Raw genomic sequence first — 15,303 nt, 5'->3', positions numbered from 1 at the left:
GTGAACATCGGCGCCGCCGACTACGTCCACGAAGTGAAGGCCCTGGTGGACGAGGTCTCCCACACCCAGGGGGCCGCCGTCAGGAAGGCGGCCGGCCTGCTGGTCGGGTCGCTGATGGGCGGCGGGATCATCCAGGCGTTCGGTTCCGGTCACTCCGAGGCGATCGCCATGGAGATCGCCGGCCGTGCCGGCGGGCTGGTCCCCAGCAACCGGCTCGCGCTGCGCGACGTCGTCCTGTACGGCGACGCCCCGGTGGACGTGCTCCTGGGCGCCCCGGGCGAACTGGAGCGCGACCCGTCGATCGCCCAGCGGATCTACGATCTCGCCCCCGTCCAGCCGCAGGACGTCTTCGTGCTCATCTCCAGTTCCGGGGTGAACGGCTCGGTGGTGGAACTGGCCTCCATCGTCAAGGACAGAGGGCACGGCCTGGTCGCCCTGACCTCCGTGCAGCACAGCACCGCGATGGCCTCCCGCCACCCCTCGGGCCGCAAGCTGCTCGACCTCGCCGACGTGGTGCTGGACAACGGGGCGCCGTACGGCGACGCGGTTCTGCCGCTCCCGGACGGCGGCGCGTTCGGCGCCGTCTCCACGATCACCTCGGCGCTGCTGGCCCAGATGGTGGTGACCGAGGTGGTGCGCGGCCTGATTGAGGCAGGCCACACCCCGCCGGTCTACCGGTCCGCGAACGTGGTCGGCGGGGACGAGCACAACCGGGCTCTCGATGATCGCTACGCCGGAAGGATCCGGCGAGGTGCCTGAAACACCCCCTGCAGGAGGAAGCATGACCCACCTGTCCCGGCGCGAGCTTCTGCGCAGTGCGGTCCTGGCAGGGATCGCCCTGCCGGTCCTGTCCGCGTGCGCCACCCCCTCCGGCGGCGGCGCCTCTCCGGCGGCGCCGGCCGCCGGAGCCACCAGCGCGGCCAACCCGCTCGGCCTCGTCGACGGCAAGCCCCTGGAAATCTGGATCTTCGACGGCGGCTTCGGTGACGGCTACGCGACGGACGTGCACGAGCCGCTGCTCAAGGCCAGATTCCCCAAACTGGAGATCAAGCACAACACGACCAAGGAGATCGCCAAGACCCTCCAGCCGCGCTTCGCCGGCGGCAACCCTCCCGAGTTCGTCAACAACTCGGGAGCCAACGCGATGGACTTCGGTGCCTTGATCCAGGACGGCCAGCTCGCCGACCTCACCCCCCTCTACGCCGCGCCGAGCTGGGACGATCCCGCCGTCACGGTGCGCGACACGATCGACCCCGCCGCGATCGAGCTGGGCAGCTACGACGGCAAACCGTACGTCCTGCCCTACGCCAACACCGTCTGGGGCATCTGGTACTCGCGGAAACTCTTCGAAGCGGAGGGCTGGCAGCCGCCCAAGACCTGGCAGGAGTTCCTGGACCTCTGCGAGACGATCAAGAAGTCGGGCAAGACCGCACCGTTCACCTATGCGGGCAAGCATCCCTTCTACATCTACGAGACCATCCTCACGCTCGCCGCGAAGATCGGCGGCAAGGACGTGCTGAAGAACATCGACAACCTGGAGGACGGCGCCTGGAAGGCCGAGCCGATCATCCAGGCCGCGACCGCCTTCGCCGAGATCGGGGCCAAATACCTGCTCCAGGGCACCGCCGGCCTGGACCACGTGCAGACCCAGACGGCGCACAACAAGGGCCAGGTCGCCATGCTGCCCTGCGGCTCCTGGCTGGAGAACGAGCAGAAGGACTCCACCCCGGCCGACTTCGGCTACGCCATGTTCCCGCTGCCGGACTTCGGATCCGCCGACGCCCTGCCGTACGGCACGCTGCACGCCCAGCCGGGCGAGGAGTACGTCGTGCCGGCCAAGTCGGCCAATCCCCAGGCGGGCCTGGAGTACATGCGGGCCATGCTCTCCAAGGAGGGCGCCGGGAAGTTCATGGAGCTGGTCTCCACGCTGACCATCGTCAAGGGCGCGGGCGAGGGCCGCACGCTCAAGCCGGGCCTGGAGAGCGCCTCGACCGCGCTGGCCGCCGCGGGCGACAACGCCGTCTGGTTCCTGCTCCGCAAGTGGTACGTCGAGATGCACGACGAGGTGGCCGCGGCGACCGGGCAGCTCATGAACGGCAAGCTGACCGTCGACCAGTGGGCGGGCCGCGTGCAGAAGAAGGCCGACTCGATCAAGAACGACTCCTCCGTGAAGAAGTTCAAGAGGTAGTCGAGGTGGGCGGCGGCGCCGGGCGACCGGCAGGGAGCGGAGGCGGATCCGGCGTGGCGGACGGAGCAGGCGCAGAAGGGGCGGGCGACCGATGAACCACGGCAGGACGAGGTTCGTCACCGGGTTCCTCGCGATCCCGGTGGCGCTCTACCTGATCTACGTGATCTCCCCCTATGCGCAGGCGTTCTACATCGCGCTCACCGACTGGCGCGGGGTGAGCGCCACCCCGCGGTTCGTGGGCCTGGAGAACTTCCGGAGGCTCCTCGACGACGACGTCTTCTGGAGAGCGGTCGGTCACAACCTGCTGCTGCTGGTCCTGATGCCGCTGCTCACCGTCGCCGTCGCCCTCTTCTTCGCCTTCCTGCTCAACGCGGGCGGGCGGGGCGGCACCGGGGGCATCTGGGGGTCGAAGTTCTACCGGGTGGTGTTCTTCTTCCCCCAGGTTCTCGCCGTCGCCGTGGTCGCGGTCCTGTTCCAGCAGATCTTCCGGCCCGACCGGAGCGGCATGCTCAACGCGCCGCTGATGGCTCTCGGGTTCGAGCCGGTCGGGTTCCTGTCCGACACCGACGTGGCGCTGTGGGCGATCCTCGGCGTGCTCGTCTGGCAGGCGGTCGGCTTCTATGTGGTGCTGTTCTCGGCGGGCATCGCCTCCATCCCGCGTGACATGTTCGAGGCGGCGGCGATCGACGGCGCCGGAGGGGTGCAGCTCTTCTTCCGGATCACGTTGCCCCTGCTCTGGGACACCATCCAGGTCGGCTGGGTCTATCTCGGCATCGCGGCGCTGGACGTCTTCGCCGTCGTGTGGGTGATGACGGCCGAGCACGGCGGGCCCGACCACTCCACGACCGTGATGGCGGCGGAGGTCTACCGCACCGCCTTCCAGTACTTCAAGTTCGGCTACGCCTCCGCGATGGGCGTGGTGCTGTTCTTCTTCACCATCGGGTTCGCGGCGCTGGCCCTGCGCCTGTCGCGGCGTGAGCGGATCGAGTTCTAGTGGCAGACGCGGCGATTCCCCGGAGCCGGGCCTATGCCCGGGAAGAGCGCAGGAGGCGGCTCGGGCCCCTTTCGGTCCTGACGCACGTCACACTTCTGGTGTGGACGGCCCTGGTCGCGATCCCGATCGTGTGGACGTTCCTGGCGTCGATCAAGAGCGAGGACGAGATCTTCGGCGACGCCTGGTCGCTGCCGGCCTCGTTGCGCCTCGACAACTGGGCGCGGGCCTGGGAGCAGGCCCACATCGGCCAGTACATGATCAACAGCCTCGTCGTCGTGGCGTTCGGCACGTTCGGCACGATGCTGTTCGGCTCGATGGCCGCCTACGTGCTGGCCCGTTATCCCTTCCGCGGCAACCGGGCCGTCTACCTGCTGTTCGTCTCGGGCCTGGCCTTCCCGGTCTACCTTGCGCTGTCCCCGCTGTTCTTCGTCGTGCAGAACATGGGCGCGATCCCGGTGATCGGCCAGTTCATCGGCCTGAACACGCACGGCGGGCTCGTGCTGGTCTACATCGCCTACTCGCTGCCGTTCACCGTGTTCTTCCTCGCCGCGTTCTTCCGGACGCTGCCGGGTGCGGTGGCCGAGGCCGCGTTCGTGGACGGGGCCTCGCATGCCCGGGTGTTCTTCCAGATCATGCTCCCGATGGCCAAGCCGGGCATCGTCAGCGTGACCATCTTCAACGTGCTGGGGCAGTGGAACCAGTACCAGCTTCCGCTGGTCCTGCTCACCTCCGACCGGCAGAAGTGGGTGCTCACCCAGGGCATCGCGGAGATCTCCACCGCCGCCGGCTACGACGCCGACTGGTCGGCGCTGTTCGCCGCGCTCAGCATGGCCATCCTCCCGATGCTGGTCGTCTACACGATCTTCCAGAGCCAGATCCAGAAGGGCCTCACCGCCGGGGCGCTCAAGTAGCCTGGAAGATCGTGTTGACCGTCGGGAGAGAGCGGGCCGGCTCATGGGGCGGGTGGTGGGCCGGTCGCGCTGAGAAGCCTTCCCGCCGGTTGAGCGCGGCCCCTCGCCTCCGCCCTTCCCCCTCATCCCCTGGAGAGCCACGTGCCCATCTCGTCAGACCCGCGCCCCGGCCACCGGTCCCGGTGGCTCCTCGTCCCGGTCATGGCCGCCGCCCCCGCCCTGGTCGTGCTGCCGGGCCCCGGGCACGCCGCCGAGCCCGTCCCGGCCCCCGCCGTGTCCTCGCAGGCGACGCCCTCCGACGCCGGGGCCGATCTCACCGACCCGGGTAAGAAGGACATCGCGATGCGGCTCGTCTCCAGCGCGGAGAACTCCTCCCTCGACTGGAAGGCGCAGTACGAGTACATCGAGGACATAGATGACGGGCGCGGCTACACCGCCGGGATCATCGGCTTCTGCTCCGGCACCGGCGACATGCTCGACCTCGTCGAGCTCTACACCCGGCGCAAGCCCCAGAACGTGCTCGCCGGATACCTGCCCGCGCTGCGCAAGGCCGACGGCACCGACTCCCACAAAGGCCTGGGCCCGAAGTACACCAGGGCCTGGGCCGTCGCCGCCAAGGACACGGTCTTCCAGCAGGCGCAGAACGACGAGCGTGACCGGGTCTACTTCACCCCCGCGGTCCGGCAGGCGAAGAAGGACGGCCTGCGCGCCCTGGGGCAGTTCGTTTACTACGACGCCATCGTCATGCACGGCGGCGGGGACGACCCGCAGAGCTTCGGCGCGATCCGCCGGAACGCGCTGAAGAAGGCCGAACCGCCCGCACAGGGCGGCGACGAGACGGCATACCTGCACGCCTTCCTCGACGCCCGCAAGAAAGCCATGAGGGCCGAGGAGGCGCACGAGGACACCAGCCGGGTCGACACCGCTCAGCGGGTCTTCCTCAACAAGGGCAACCTCGACCTGGACACCCCGCTTTCCTGGAAGGTCTACGGCGACCCCTACCGGATCGGCTGACCGGTTTCATGACGGAAGGAGGAATCATGAACGACAAGGATTTCAGCACTCCGACGTCGGGAGGAGTGCCGATCACTGACGATCTCGTCGGACGCTTGGCGGACGAGGCCGAGGAGGGCTACGAGGTCACCGATCTCCGTCGTCGGGGAGGGAGACGCCCCATGGGCTCCGCGGCGGCGGATGTGGTCCCGGTCCGGCTGGATCCAGAGCTCAGGGCCGCGCTTGTACGGCGTGCCGAGTATGAGCACATCAGTGCCGGCGAAGTCATCCGCAGCGCTCTGCGCGCCTGGCTGGACGTCGCCTGACAAGAAGGACGAGGGTGAACGGGAGCCGTACCGGAAGGTCAGCCGGGGGGGAGGTTCTTCAGGGCCTCGCGCCTGCTGAGGCCGCTGAGGCCGACATGCTCCACGTAGCGCAGGACGGCCCGCGGGTCGGTCTTGGCGTATTCGCGCAGGGCCCAGCCGATCGCCTTGCGCGCGAAGAAGTCGTTGTCCGACAGGCTCGGCTCGATGCAGGCGTAGAGCAGGCCGGTGTCCGTGGCGGTCCTGAACCTGTTCTGGCAGAGAATGGCGGTGCGCCGCATCCACAGGTCGCCGTCGCGGGCCCACTTCAGCATGAGCGGGCGCATCGTGTCGGGGAAGGCCGCCAGGAGGCCGCCGACGCGATGGACGGCGAGCTCGTCGACGTAGTCCCACCAGGCTCCGGCGACGATCATCTCCTCGTACATCGGGAGGGTGGCGAGCGTCTGGAACCCCTGGTACCGCCGGAGGCCGGTCAGCGTGATCGCGGCGTAGCGCTCCTCACGGTATTCGGCGTCCCGCCACAGGGAGAGCACCATCCCGCGCCACTCGGTCTCGCTCTCCGCTGCGTGCTCGGAGAAGACCCTTCTCAGCACCGTACGGCGGGGCGCGGCCTGGACCCCGAGGAACGGCATGTCCGACTTCATGTAGGCCTGCATCATCGGGGCCTTGCCGGCGTCCGCCACCTCGGTGAGGGCCAGTCGCACGGCTTTGTGCAGGGTGTCCACGCTCGCCCACCACTCCTCGTCCGTTTCGCGGACGGCTCGTCTCTGCCAGATCCCTCGCGGACGTCACACCCGGTGACTGCTCCGCTCCCCGGTGGCCAGGCCGTCGAACAGGACGGTGATGTAGTGCTCGGCGAGGCCGGTGGTGTCGAGGCGGCCTCCCGGGCGGAACCAGCGGACCGTGACCCAGATGGTGTCGCGGATCATGCGGTAGGTGAGTTTGGGGTCCACGTCGGCGCGGACCTGACCCGCCGCCTGGCCGAGTCTGATCTGCTCGACCCACATGCGCTCGACCTCGTCCTCGGCCTTGACCAGGTAGTCGAAACGGCCGCCGGGCAGGGAGCGCAGGTAGTTCCAGTCGTTCTGCATGACGGTGATCGCCGCGCGGTGCGGTTCGAGGGTGCCGAACCCGATGCGCACCATCTCTGAGAGGATGGCGACCGGCTCACCCTTCTGCTCCAGCGCGACGCGGTAGCGGCCGACGATGTCGTCGAGGAAGGTGGTCAGCACCTCGTCGACGATCGACTCCTTGGAGTCGAAGTGGTGGTAGAGGCTTCCGGACAGGATGCCCGCCTCCTCCGCGATCTCGCGGACGGTGGTCGCCTGGAAGCCCTTACGGGCGAAAAGCTCGGCGGCGAGCCTGACGAGATGGTCGCGGCGCTCGGAGGCGGAGCCCGATGAGGCGGCGCGCTTCGTCACCTGGCGCCTGACCGGGGTGGTGGTCGCGCCGCCGGAGTTCTTTCGCGTGTTCACGCCCCCATTATGAGCCCTTGCTCAATCGCTTGTTCACGTGAATGTGCCAGCTCACCCCGGTCTTTTGGCACGGCCAAGCGCTTGGTAATCCCGGTCGGCCGGAAACTCCGGCCTTCGGCGGTGAGATCACGGCCGGCGCGTGGATAACGTGGCTCGGATGAGGCGGAAGGCGGTAGTGGCCAAGGACGTCCTGCTGTGGGCGGTCCTGTGCCTGCCCCTGCTCTGGGGTGCCCTCACCTCCTTTCTCGCCGACGGATACACCTGGTGGGAGGTGGGCGCGGGGGCGGCCGCCATCGGAGTGGCGGTGACGCTCGGCCGGTCCCGTCCGCTGCCGGCGATGCTCGTCACCGCGGCACTGTGGCTGCTCGCGGTCGTCGTCGGCAAGGCGACGGCGTTCTTCCCGGTGATGGCGGCCATGAGCTACCTGGCGGGAGTCCGGACGGTGCGGGTCCGGCCCGCGGTGTCCGCGCTGGGCGCGACCGCCGCCGCGGCCGTGGTCGCCGTTCCGCTGCTGCGCTGGGACGCCGGGAGCTGGTTCGTCGCGGTCGCGGGGATCGTACTGTTCGAGGTCGTCCCCTGGCTGGCCGGACGTGCCCGGCACCAGCACCTGGAGCTGGTCCGTGCGGGCTGGGAGCGCGCCGAGCACCTGGAGCGCGAGCAGCGCATCCTCACCGAGCAGGTCCGGCTGCGGGAACGGGCCCGTATCGCGGGGGACATGCACGACCTGCTCGGCCACGAGCTGAGCCTGGTCGCGCTCCGGATCGGCGGGCTGGAGGTGGCCCCCGGCCTCGACGAGCGCTACCGCGAGGCCGCCGGTGAGGCCCGCTCGGCGGTCACCGCCGCGTCCGACCGCCTCCGGGAGATCGTCGAGGTGCTCCGTGACGACTCCGATCCCGAGCCGGACCGGCGAGACGTCGCGGAGCTGGTGGGACGGGCCCGGGCCGCCGGGATGCGGGTCGAGCTGCACGGCGGGGAGGACGACGTACGGCTTCCGCCGATGGCGGAGCGGGCGCTCAGGCGGGTGGTGCAGGAGGGGCTGACCAATGCCGCGAAGCACGCGCCGGGCGTCCCGGTGGTGATCCGGTTCGGCCGTTCGGCGGGCGAGACCGTGGTGACCGTGTCCAACGGCGCGCCGCCCGCGGCCCCGGCGGGCGACCACGGCCCGGCGCCCGCCCGGCCTCCGGCCGGAGGGTACGGCCTGGCCGGGCTGACCGAGCGGGTACGCCTGTGCGGCGGGTCCCTCCACACGGTTCGTCAGGATGGGGGATTCGAACTGACGGCCGCGCTGCCCCACACCCCGGGCCCCGTCAGGCAGGCCCCGCTCCCGTCCTCGTCCGCCGTCCACCTGCGGGAGGCGCGGCGGCGGGTGCGCCGTACGCGCGTGACCGCGATCGCCGTGGCCCTGGTCGCCGGTGCGGGGGCGACGGCGACCGTACTCGGCTTCATGACGTACGACGCCGTCACCTCCGTCCTGTCGCCGGCCGACTTCGGGCGGCTGCGGGTGGGCCGGCCGGAGCCCGCGGTCGAGGCGGTGCTGCCGGCCAGGACCCGGATCGACGGGCCGGCGGCGGGAGAGCCTCCGGTGCCCGCCGGGGCCGGCTGCCGTTACTACGGCACGCGCCCGGACCCCTTCGATGCGCTGAGCCGTGAGCTGTACCGGCTGTGCTTCGCGGACGGCCGGTTGGTGAGCAAGGATTTCCTGCCGGCGGACCGGGTTCCGTAGAGTCGGGCGACAGCTCAGGGGGAGGACATCGTGGTCCGTGTCGTACTGGCCGATGACGAGGCCGTGGTCCGCGCGGGAGTGCGGGCGATCCTGTCGGCCGACCCGGAGATCGAGGTGGTGGCCGAGGCCGCGGACGGACGGATCCTGGTCGAGCTGGTCCGCGCGCACCGGCCGGACGTCGCGCTGGTCGACATCCGGATGCCGGAGCTCGACGGGCTGGCCGCGGTTCCCGAGCTCCGCCGCGTCGCCCCCGGTACCGCGGTGCTGATCATGACCACCTTCGGCGCGGACGCCCACATCGCCCGGGCGCTCGGCGACGGCGCCGCCGGGTTCCTGCTCAAGACCGGAGACCCGCGCGAGTTCCTGCTGGGGGTGCGGGCGGTGGCCGACGGGGCCGCGTACCTGTCTCCCCGGGTGGCCGCACGGGTGATCGACGAGCTCACCGGCGACAGGCTTGGCAGAAGGACCGTCGCCCTCGACCGGATCGGCGTGCTCACCAAGCGGGAGCGGGAGGTCCTCGGCCTGGTCGGCGCGGGCCTGTCCAATGCGGAGATCGCCCGCTCCCTGCACCTCGTCGAGGGCAGCGTCAAAACGTACGTGAGCACGATCCTGGGGCGGCTCGGGGTGCGCAACCGCGTGCAGGCGGCCGTCCTCGCCCATGAGGCCGGGCTGGCCGTACGGCCCTGACGGGCCGTGTCCCGGGGCGGGCGCCCGTCACCGCCTGTTCCGGTCCCGCCTCTCGCCTTACCGCCGGTCGCCGCCGGTGTCCGCCACCAGCGGCCGCAGGGCGGCGTGCTCCCGCACTCTCCGCACCAGCCAGGTCGCCGGTGCGACCAGGGCCAGGACGGCCGGCGGCGCCACGACCGCACCGAGCAGCAGGCCCGCCAGGACGTCGTGCGGGAAATGGACGCCGACGAAGACGCGGGAGAAGGCTCCCAGCGCCGCCAGGACCGGCACGTAGAGCAGCGTGCGGCGCCATGCGATGGCCAGCGCCACCGCCGTGGCGCCGGCGAGGGTCGCGTGGTTGCTGGGCAGTGACCAGTCCCCGTACTCCGGGCACCCGGCGATGGTGACGACGCCGTGGACCAGGCGGCAGGGCCGGTCGATCCGCAGCGTGTTCTTGACGATCTCACTGACCAGGTAGGACATCACCATCGCGACGGGCGCGAGGAGCGCCAGCGCCATCGTCCGGTCGTCTCCGCGCCGGGCCCGCCACCACGCGCCCAGGAAGAGGGCAGCGAAGATCAGCAGCACGGCCTCCGTGCCGATCTCGGCCAGATCCTGGAACCAGGGCGGGGTGGTCCGGGCGAACTCGGTGATCTCCCGGTACCACTCGGCGCTGATGTCGGGGACGTCCTCTATCTCGTTGTGCACGCTTCCTCCGCGTTGTTCCAGGTATGTCCTACGACCGTAGGGAGCGGGGGACCTGGCGAACCGTCACCGAACGTCGTCGGCCGCCATTGACTTTCGTCAATGTCGTCCGGCCCTCCGGCGGGTCGGTGAAGGGGCCGGGGAGGACCCGCAACCTCGCCCTCATGCCGTGAATCGCGTCAGTGCGGGGACGCCGCCTCGAAGACCCATGGTCAGCCCACTAGCAATTAGGAAACTTTCCTATTAGATTTGCGCCAAGCCTCAGGGAGAGCGCTTTCTCCCGAGGAGCCCACACAACGTTGTTGTCTGCGTGTCTTCGGCAAGGGATGCCGGTCGGCTGTCAGGCGAGGAGGGTGCATGAAGCGCGACCCAGAGCTGCTCCGCCTGGCGGACACGGTCGTCCTGCCGGGGTTCGAGGGAAAGGCGCCACCTGACTGGCTCCGCCGGCGTCTGGCCGACGGCCTGACCGGAGTCGTGCTCTTCTCCAGGAATATCGCCGGCCCGTCCCAGGTGGCCGACCTGACGGCCGCGCTCCGGGCGGAGAACCCCCAGGTCCTCGTCGGCATCGACGAGGAGTCGGGAGAGGTCACGCGCCTGGAGGCCGTGGCGGGGAGCACCCGGCCGGGGAGTTACGCCCTCGGGGTCGTCGACGACCCCGAACTGACCGAGGGGATCGCCCGCGACCTCGGCCGCGACCTCGCCATGGCAGGGGTCAATCTCGACTTCGCCCCCTCCGCGGACGTGAACTCCAACCCGGACAACCCGGTCATCGGCCTGCGTTCCTTCGGCGCCGACCCGGAACTGGTCGCCCGGCACACCGCCGCCTGGATCCGGGGGCTGCAGTCGGCCGGTGTCGCGGCGTGCGCCAAGCACTTCCCCGGGCACGGCGACACCTCCGTCGACTCCCACCACGGTGTCCCGCTGGTCGCCGCGGGCGTCGAGGAGCTCCACGAGGTGGCGCTGCGCCCCTTCCGTGCGGCCATCGCCGAAGGCGTGCGCACGGTCATGACCGGACACCTCCTGGTCCCCGCCTACGACGCCGTCCTGCCCGCCACACTCAGCGGCCGGGTGCTGCACGACCTGCTCCGGGTCGAGCTGGGCTTCGAGGGCGTCATCGTCACCGACGGCATCGAGATGACGGCCGTCTCCGGCCCCTACGGCATCGGCGGTGCCTCGGCGCTGGCCGTCGCCGGCGGCGCCGACGCGATCTGCGTGGGCGGTGAGCACGCCGACGAGCACACCGCGACCGAGGTCCGCGACGCCATCGTGGACGCCGTGATCGAGGGCCGCCTCCCCGAGGAGCGGCTGGCCGACGCGGCCGGCCGGGTCCGCGAGCTCGCCCGCTGGGGCGCGTCCGCCGCGCACCGACGCCCGGCGCCCGGCCACGACGACGACGTCGCGATCGGCATGGCCGCGGCCCGGCGGGCCCTGCGGATCACCCGCCGATCCGCGACGGCGATCCTCCCGCTGCCCGCTCCGCCGCACGTCGTCGAGCTGGCTCCCGAGATGAACCTCGCGATCGAGAAGGACACCCCCTGGGGCGTGGGGGAGCCGCTCGGCAAGCTCCTCCCCGGCACCACGGTGACCCGGCTGGACGCCTCGACCGCCACCGGCGGCGCGGTCGAGTCCGCCCTGGCCGCCGCCGCCGACCGCCCCCTGGTCACCGTCGTCCGCGACGCGCACCGCCACCCCTGGCAGACCGACGCCCTGAACCACCTCCTGGCCGCCCGCCCGGACGCCGTCGTGGTCGAGATGGGGCTGCCCGGCCGTTCCGACCTCGGTGCCGTCCACATCGCCACCCATGGCTCCGCCCGGGTCTGCGGCCAGGCTGCCGCCGAACTCCTCGCCGGAGACACCCGGATCTGAACGCCGTCCGGTCCCCGCCCGCGCCGCCCGGGCCGGGCCGTACGCCCCCGGCTCCGCCCGGGGCCGGGCGGCCGGCGGCCCCGAGGTCGCGGCCGGACGGTTCTGTCGGCCGGGACTGGTTGAATCGCGTGATGGATGTGGCGCGGCTGCTCGCGGACGAGCGGGAGATCACCAGGGTGGACCTCACCGAGGTCTCGATCACGGAGCACCTCGTCGAGGACGGTCCTCCCTACGTCTTCAGAGACTGCGATCTCTCCAGGGCGGGATTCGCCGACGCGAGCCTGGTGCGGGCCTCGTTCGAGGGGTGCGTGCTGGAGGGGGCCGACTTCCGGCATGCCGACCTGGACGGAGCGGCCTTCTCCGGAGGCGGGGGAGCGGGGATGCGCTTCGGTCACGCGGAGATGATCGACACGGCCTTCACCGACGTCGACCTCGCCGGGGCGGTCTTCGAGGGCGCGCTGCTCACCGACGCGTCCTTCACCGGCTGCCGCATGGTCGGTGCGGTGCTGTCCGGGTGCCGGGGCACCGGATACCGGTTCACCGGCTGCAACCTCATGCTGGCCGACATGGTCGGCTGCTCGCTGCGCGGTGCCCGGCTCGAAGGTGTGCGCCTGGACGAGGCCAACCTCTCCGGCGTCGACTTCACCAAGGCGGTGTTCACCGAGTGCCGCATGATCGGCGCCCGGACCGTCGAGACGGTCTTCGCCAAGGCCGATCTCCGCGGAGCCGACCTCGGCACGGTCGACGACACCCGGCTCCGCTCGCTCCGCGGTGCGATCCTCAGCTCCACCCAGGCGGCCGCGATCCTCGCCGAGAGAGGACTGACCGTTGTTTAGCCTCACCATTCATCTGAAAAACGGACATACTTCGTAAAGGCGCGGCTGACGGATCGCGGGCTCCGACATGCCGGCTTCCTCGGCCGCCCCCACCGGTCTACCGGGTGGCAGGGCCGTCACACCGTGGCGTTCCGCCCGCTGCGCCCTCGGGTGCGCACTGCGTGAGCGGCGAAATGTGTAATGTGCATAGAGTTCTGTTGCTACTTACGTATAGGACATCGAGTGAGCACTTCCGTGGCGTATGTGACTTTCGTCGACCCGAACGGGTTCGACGACGAGAAGGAGATCGCCCTCGCGGCCTGGGCCGGGGCCGGGATCACCGGGCGCGTCGTGCGCTGGGACGACCCCGAGGCCGACTGGGCCGCGTTCGACTCCGTCGTGGTCCGTTCCGCCTGGGACTATGTCGACCGCCGGGCGGAGTTCCTCGACTGGGCCCGCCGGGTCGAGTCCGTCACCCGGCTGCTCAACCCGGCCGCCGTGCTGGCGCGCAACACCGACAAGACCTACCTGCGCTCCCTCGGCGACCTGGCCATCCCCACCTACTGGGTCGCGCCGGGCGAGGCCGTCGACTTCCCGGACCTCGACGAGTACGTGGTCAAGCCCTCGGTGTCGTCCGGCGCGCGCGACACGATCAGGACCGGTGACCGGAAGAAGGCCGAGACCCATGCGGCCCAGCTGGCCGCCGATGGACGGACCGCGATGATCCAGCCGTATCTGGACATGGTCGAGACTGAGGGGGAGACCTCGCTGCTCTACTTCGGCGGACGGTTCAGCCATGCCGTACGGCGCAACCCGGCGCTGACCGGCGGAGCGCTCGGATCGGAGCGGCAGAACGGCCGGGCCGAGCTCCGCAGCCCCGAGCCCGACCAGCTCGCCCTGGCCGAGCGGGTGCTGGCCGAGTTCCCCGAGGTCCTCTACGCCCGTGTCGACCTGGTCCGCCTGTCCGACGGCGCCCCGGTCCTCATCGAACTGGAGCTCACCGAGCCCTACCTGTTCCTGCGCTACGCGCCCGGCGCGGCGGCCAACCTGGCCCGCGCGCTGGCCGAGGTGCTCTGACGTCTCGCCCGGCGAGCGCGGCGCGCGCCCGGAGCGGGGCGTGCGCCATGCTCGCCGGGGGTGTTCCGCCGGAAGCCTGTTCCGTGGATCGGCTCAGTCAGGGCTGCGATCGTTGATGGGGCGAGGGCCGATCTGGCGCGCTGTTCGGGCGAAGGCGCGGATGAGCGGGCTCTCCGCTCCGGTGCGCCAGACGAGCACCCATTCGGTCGGCGGGGCGTCCCGGATCGGCAGCAAGACGATGCCGGGATGGGTGTAGTAGCGCGCCACATGAGCGTTGAGCGGGCACATGCCTTGCCCAGCGGCGACGAGGCCGAGAACCTCGTGAAAGGTCCTGGCGGCGGGGCCGCGAGGCACGGGGCGTCCGCTCGGCGTGTGACCGGGCGCCATGGCCTCGATCCAGTAGTCCGGCGGCCCCGCTGCGGGAGCGAGGGTGGGATGGTCGCCGAAGTCCTCCATCGAGGCCGCCTCCTTGACGGCCATCGGATGGTCGGCCGCGATCGCGAGCACACGGCCCTCGGTCAGCGTGACAGGGCCGACGGTCATGCCGGGTTCGCGGACGGGCGACCACATCAGTTGCACGTCGACGGCATTTTCGCGCAGTGGGGTGAAGGCGTCGGCGAAATGGAACTCCTGGAGCTGGACGTCGCAGTCGGGGTGGCGGGCGCGGAACGCGTCGATCACCGGGCGCAGTTCGTTTCCCAGCGCGCCCATGACACCCAGTCGGAGTGTCCCACTCGCTCCGAGGCCCGCGGCGGTCGCGCGGGCGAGACCGGCCTGGATCAGGTCGTATCCCTGCCGGAGGTCATCGCGTAGCCGGCAGCCGATCGGCGTCAGGGTCACCGTACGGCTGGTGCGGTCGAACAGGGCGGCGCCGATGCGTCGCTCCTGTCTTTTGATCGACTGGCTGACCCGCGCCGAGGACACGTGCAACCGCTCGGCGGTCCGGCCGAAGTGCAGCTCCTCGGCCAAAGTCAGGAAGATCTCGATGTCCCGAAGCTCCATAAACACCCATATTTCATTAAGTGTCAGGTTACGGAACGCTATCCGATCTGGCGTTGATCCCGATCAGGGTGCTGCCCGAGGCTGGGGACTGCCTGAAAACACCTTTTCGGCTTGCTTCGTAAGGGGATCAGTGAACATCACCACCACCACCGTCTCGCTGAACGTCGAGGATGTGGCTGCCTCGAGTGAGTTCTTCACCACCCACCTGGGGTTTCGGGAAGCTGTCGCGGCCGAGGGGTTCGTTTCTCTCGTCCGCGACGACGCGGCGGCCGACATCGTGCTGCTGAGCCGCGGCACCGAGGTGCTGCCGCCCGAGCAGAGGGGCCAGCACGCGGGCGGCGTCATCGTGGCCTTCACCGTCACCGGTATCGCCGCCGAGCAGGAACGGCTCCGCCGGGAAGGCGCCGCCATCACCATGCCGCTGCGCACCGAGCCCTGGGGCGAGCGGCTGTTCCAACTCACCGACCCCAACGGCATCGTGGTCCAGCTGGTCGAATGGGTCGCCCCGAGCGAGGGGTGAACCGAGGTCTGACAGGTGGGTCGTCCGCCAGGGGCCGCATGACCC

At 70.5% G+C, this 15,303-nt stretch carries 16 protein-coding genes; 12 read left to right on the top strand and 4 right to left on the bottom strand.

Going from position 1 to position 15,303, the window contains the following annotated elements:
- The 6 genes from OHA77_RS11060 (at position 1) to OHA77_RS11035 (ending at position 5,412) form a co-directional block, all read left to right on the top strand.
- Positions 1-759 carry a sugar isomerase domain-containing protein gene (locus OHA77_RS11060; RefSeq protein ID WP_406317861.1) on the top strand — a complete coding sequence of 253 codons (759 nt, stop codon included), beginning with the start codon at positions 1-3 and terminating at the stop codon, positions 757-759.
- 22 nt (positions 760-781) lie between these two features.
- Positions 782-2,188 (top strand): N-acetylglucosamine/diacetylchitobiose ABC transporter substrate-binding protein, encoded by a 1,407-nt coding sequence (gene ngcE / locus OHA77_RS11055; RefSeq protein WP_406317859.1) that lies wholly within the window; start codon positions 782-784, stop codon positions 2,186-2,188.
- A 91-nt stretch (positions 2,189-2,279) separates the two neighbouring features.
- Positions 2,280-3,182: a sugar ABC transporter permease gene (locus OHA77_RS11050; protein WP_326820716.1), complete on the top strand. Its 903-nt coding sequence runs from the start codon at positions 2,280-2,282 to the stop codon at positions 3,180-3,182.
- Positions 3,182-4,093, top strand: coding sequence for a carbohydrate ABC transporter permease (locus tag OHA77_RS11045; RefSeq protein WP_326820717.1), 912 nt, complete (start codon positions 3,182-3,184; stop codon positions 4,091-4,093). The genes OHA77_RS11050 and OHA77_RS11045 overlap by 1 nt, the downstream gene beginning before the upstream one ends.
- A gap of 141 nt (positions 4,094-4,234) precedes the next feature.
- Positions 4,235-5,107 (top strand): chitosanase, encoded by an 873-nt coding sequence (locus OHA77_RS11040; protein ID WP_406317857.1) that lies wholly within the window; start codon positions 4,235-4,237, stop codon positions 5,105-5,107.
- Positions 5,108-5,133: 26 nt separating this feature from the next.
- Positions 5,134-5,412: a hypothetical protein gene (locus OHA77_RS11035; protein WP_406317855.1), complete on the top strand. Its 279-nt coding sequence runs from the start codon at positions 5,134-5,136 to the stop codon at positions 5,410-5,412.
- Between the two features lie 38 nt (positions 5,413-5,450).
- Here the strand turns inward: OHA77_RS11035 and OHA77_RS11030 are convergent, their stop codons facing one another.
- Together OHA77_RS11030 and OHA77_RS11025 are read right to left on the bottom strand one after the other, a co-directional pair.
- The gene (locus OHA77_RS11030; protein WP_406317854.1) at positions 5,451-6,134 is read right to left on the bottom strand and encodes a DNA alkylation repair protein; all 684 of its coding nucleotides are present in this window, start codon (positions 6,132-6,134) and stop codon (positions 5,451-5,453) included.
- A 63-nt stretch (positions 6,135-6,197) separates the two neighbouring features.
- Positions 6,198-6,884, bottom strand: coding sequence for a TetR/AcrR family transcriptional regulator (locus tag OHA77_RS11025; protein ID WP_406317853.1), 687 nt, complete (start codon positions 6,882-6,884; stop codon positions 6,198-6,200).
- Between the two features lie 157 nt (positions 6,885-7,041).
- Here OHA77_RS11025 and OHA77_RS11020 point away from each other — a divergent pair, with 157 nt between their 5' ends.
- The gene (locus tag OHA77_RS11020; RefSeq protein ID WP_406317851.1) at positions 7,042-8,607 is read left to right on the top strand and encodes a sensor histidine kinase; all 1,566 of its coding nucleotides are present in this window, start codon (positions 7,042-7,044) and stop codon (positions 8,605-8,607) included.
- 30 nt (positions 8,608-8,637) lie between these two features.
- The gene (locus tag OHA77_RS11015; protein ID WP_326820722.1) at positions 8,638-9,294 is read left to right on the top strand and encodes a response regulator transcription factor; all 657 of its coding nucleotides are present in this window, start codon (positions 8,638-8,640) and stop codon (positions 9,292-9,294) included.
- Positions 9,295-9,351: 57 nt separating this feature from the next.
- On the opposite strand, the gene OHA77_RS11010 is transcribed toward OHA77_RS11015, so the two are convergent.
- On the bottom strand, positions 9,352-9,981 hold the full coding sequence (locus OHA77_RS11010) for a phosphatase PAP2 family protein (RefSeq protein ID WP_406317849.1): 630 nt from the start codon (positions 9,979-9,981) through the stop codon (positions 9,352-9,354).
- A gap of 354 nt (positions 9,982-10,335) precedes the next feature.
- Between OHA77_RS11010 and OHA77_RS11005 the strand changes: the two genes are divergently transcribed.
- The 3 genes from OHA77_RS11005 (at position 10,336) to OHA77_RS10995 (ending at position 13,736) form a co-directional block, all read left to right on the top strand.
- Positions 10,336-11,844: a glycoside hydrolase family 3 protein gene (locus OHA77_RS11005; RefSeq protein WP_406317848.1), complete on the top strand. Its 1,509-nt coding sequence runs from the start codon at positions 10,336-10,338 to the stop codon at positions 11,842-11,844.
- Between the two features lie 131 nt (positions 11,845-11,975).
- On the top strand, positions 11,976-12,680 hold the full coding sequence (locus OHA77_RS11000; protein ID WP_406317847.1) for a pentapeptide repeat-containing protein: 705 nt from the start codon (positions 11,976-11,978) through the stop codon (positions 12,678-12,680).
- A gap of 234 nt (positions 12,681-12,914) precedes the next feature.
- The gene (locus tag OHA77_RS10995) at positions 12,915-13,736 is read left to right on the top strand and encodes a RimK family alpha-L-glutamate ligase (protein WP_406317845.1); all 822 of its coding nucleotides are present in this window, start codon (positions 12,915-12,917) and stop codon (positions 13,734-13,736) included.
- A 93-nt stretch (positions 13,737-13,829) separates the two neighbouring features.
- Here the strand turns inward: OHA77_RS10995 and OHA77_RS10990 are convergent, their stop codons facing one another.
- Positions 13,830-14,738 (bottom strand): LysR family transcriptional regulator, encoded by a 909-nt coding sequence (locus OHA77_RS10990; protein WP_406317844.1) that lies wholly within the window; start codon positions 14,736-14,738, stop codon positions 13,830-13,832.
- Positions 14,739-14,868: 130 nt separating this feature from the next.
- On the opposite strand from OHA77_RS10990, the gene OHA77_RS10985 reads away from it, so the two are divergent.
- Positions 14,869-15,258, top strand: coding sequence for a VOC family protein (locus OHA77_RS10985; protein WP_406317842.1), 390 nt, complete (start codon positions 14,869-14,871; stop codon positions 15,256-15,258).
- Positions 15,259-15,303: the final 45 nt, after the last annotated feature.

It is taken from the genome of Streptosporangium sp. NBC_01639, from assembly GCF_045209755.1.
Classification (GTDB): domain Bacteria; phylum Actinomycetota; class Actinomycetes; order Streptosporangiales; family Streptosporangiaceae; genus Streptosporangium.
This window is presented reverse-complemented; position numbering and strand designations above follow the sequence as displayed.

Coding starts and splice junctions, on each gene's coding strand:
- OHA77_RS11050 (WP_326820716.1), top strand. CDS start 2,280: ATGAACCACGGCAGGACGAGGTTCGTCACCGGGTTCCTCGCGATCCCG.
- OHA77_RS11020 (WP_406317851.1), top strand. CDS start 7,042: ATGAGGCGGAAGGCGGTAGTGGCCAAGGACGTCCTGCTGTGGGCGGTC.
- OHA77_RS10990 (WP_406317844.1), bottom strand. CDS start 14,738: ATGGAGCTTCGGGACATCGAGATCTTCCTGACTTTGGCCGAGGAGCTG.
- OHA77_RS11035 (WP_406317855.1), top strand. CDS start 5,134: ATGAACGACAAGGATTTCAGCACTCCGACGTCGGGAGGAGTGCCGATC.
- ngcE (WP_406317859.1), top strand. CDS start 782: ATGACCCACCTGTCCCGGCGCGAGCTTCTGCGCAGTGCGGTCCTGGCA.
- OHA77_RS11005 (WP_406317848.1), top strand. CDS start 10,336: ATGAAGCGCGACCCAGAGCTGCTCCGCCTGGCGGACACGGTCGTCCTG.
- OHA77_RS11000 (WP_406317847.1), top strand. CDS start 11,976: ATGGATGTGGCGCGGCTGCTCGCGGACGAGCGGGAGATCACCAGGGTG.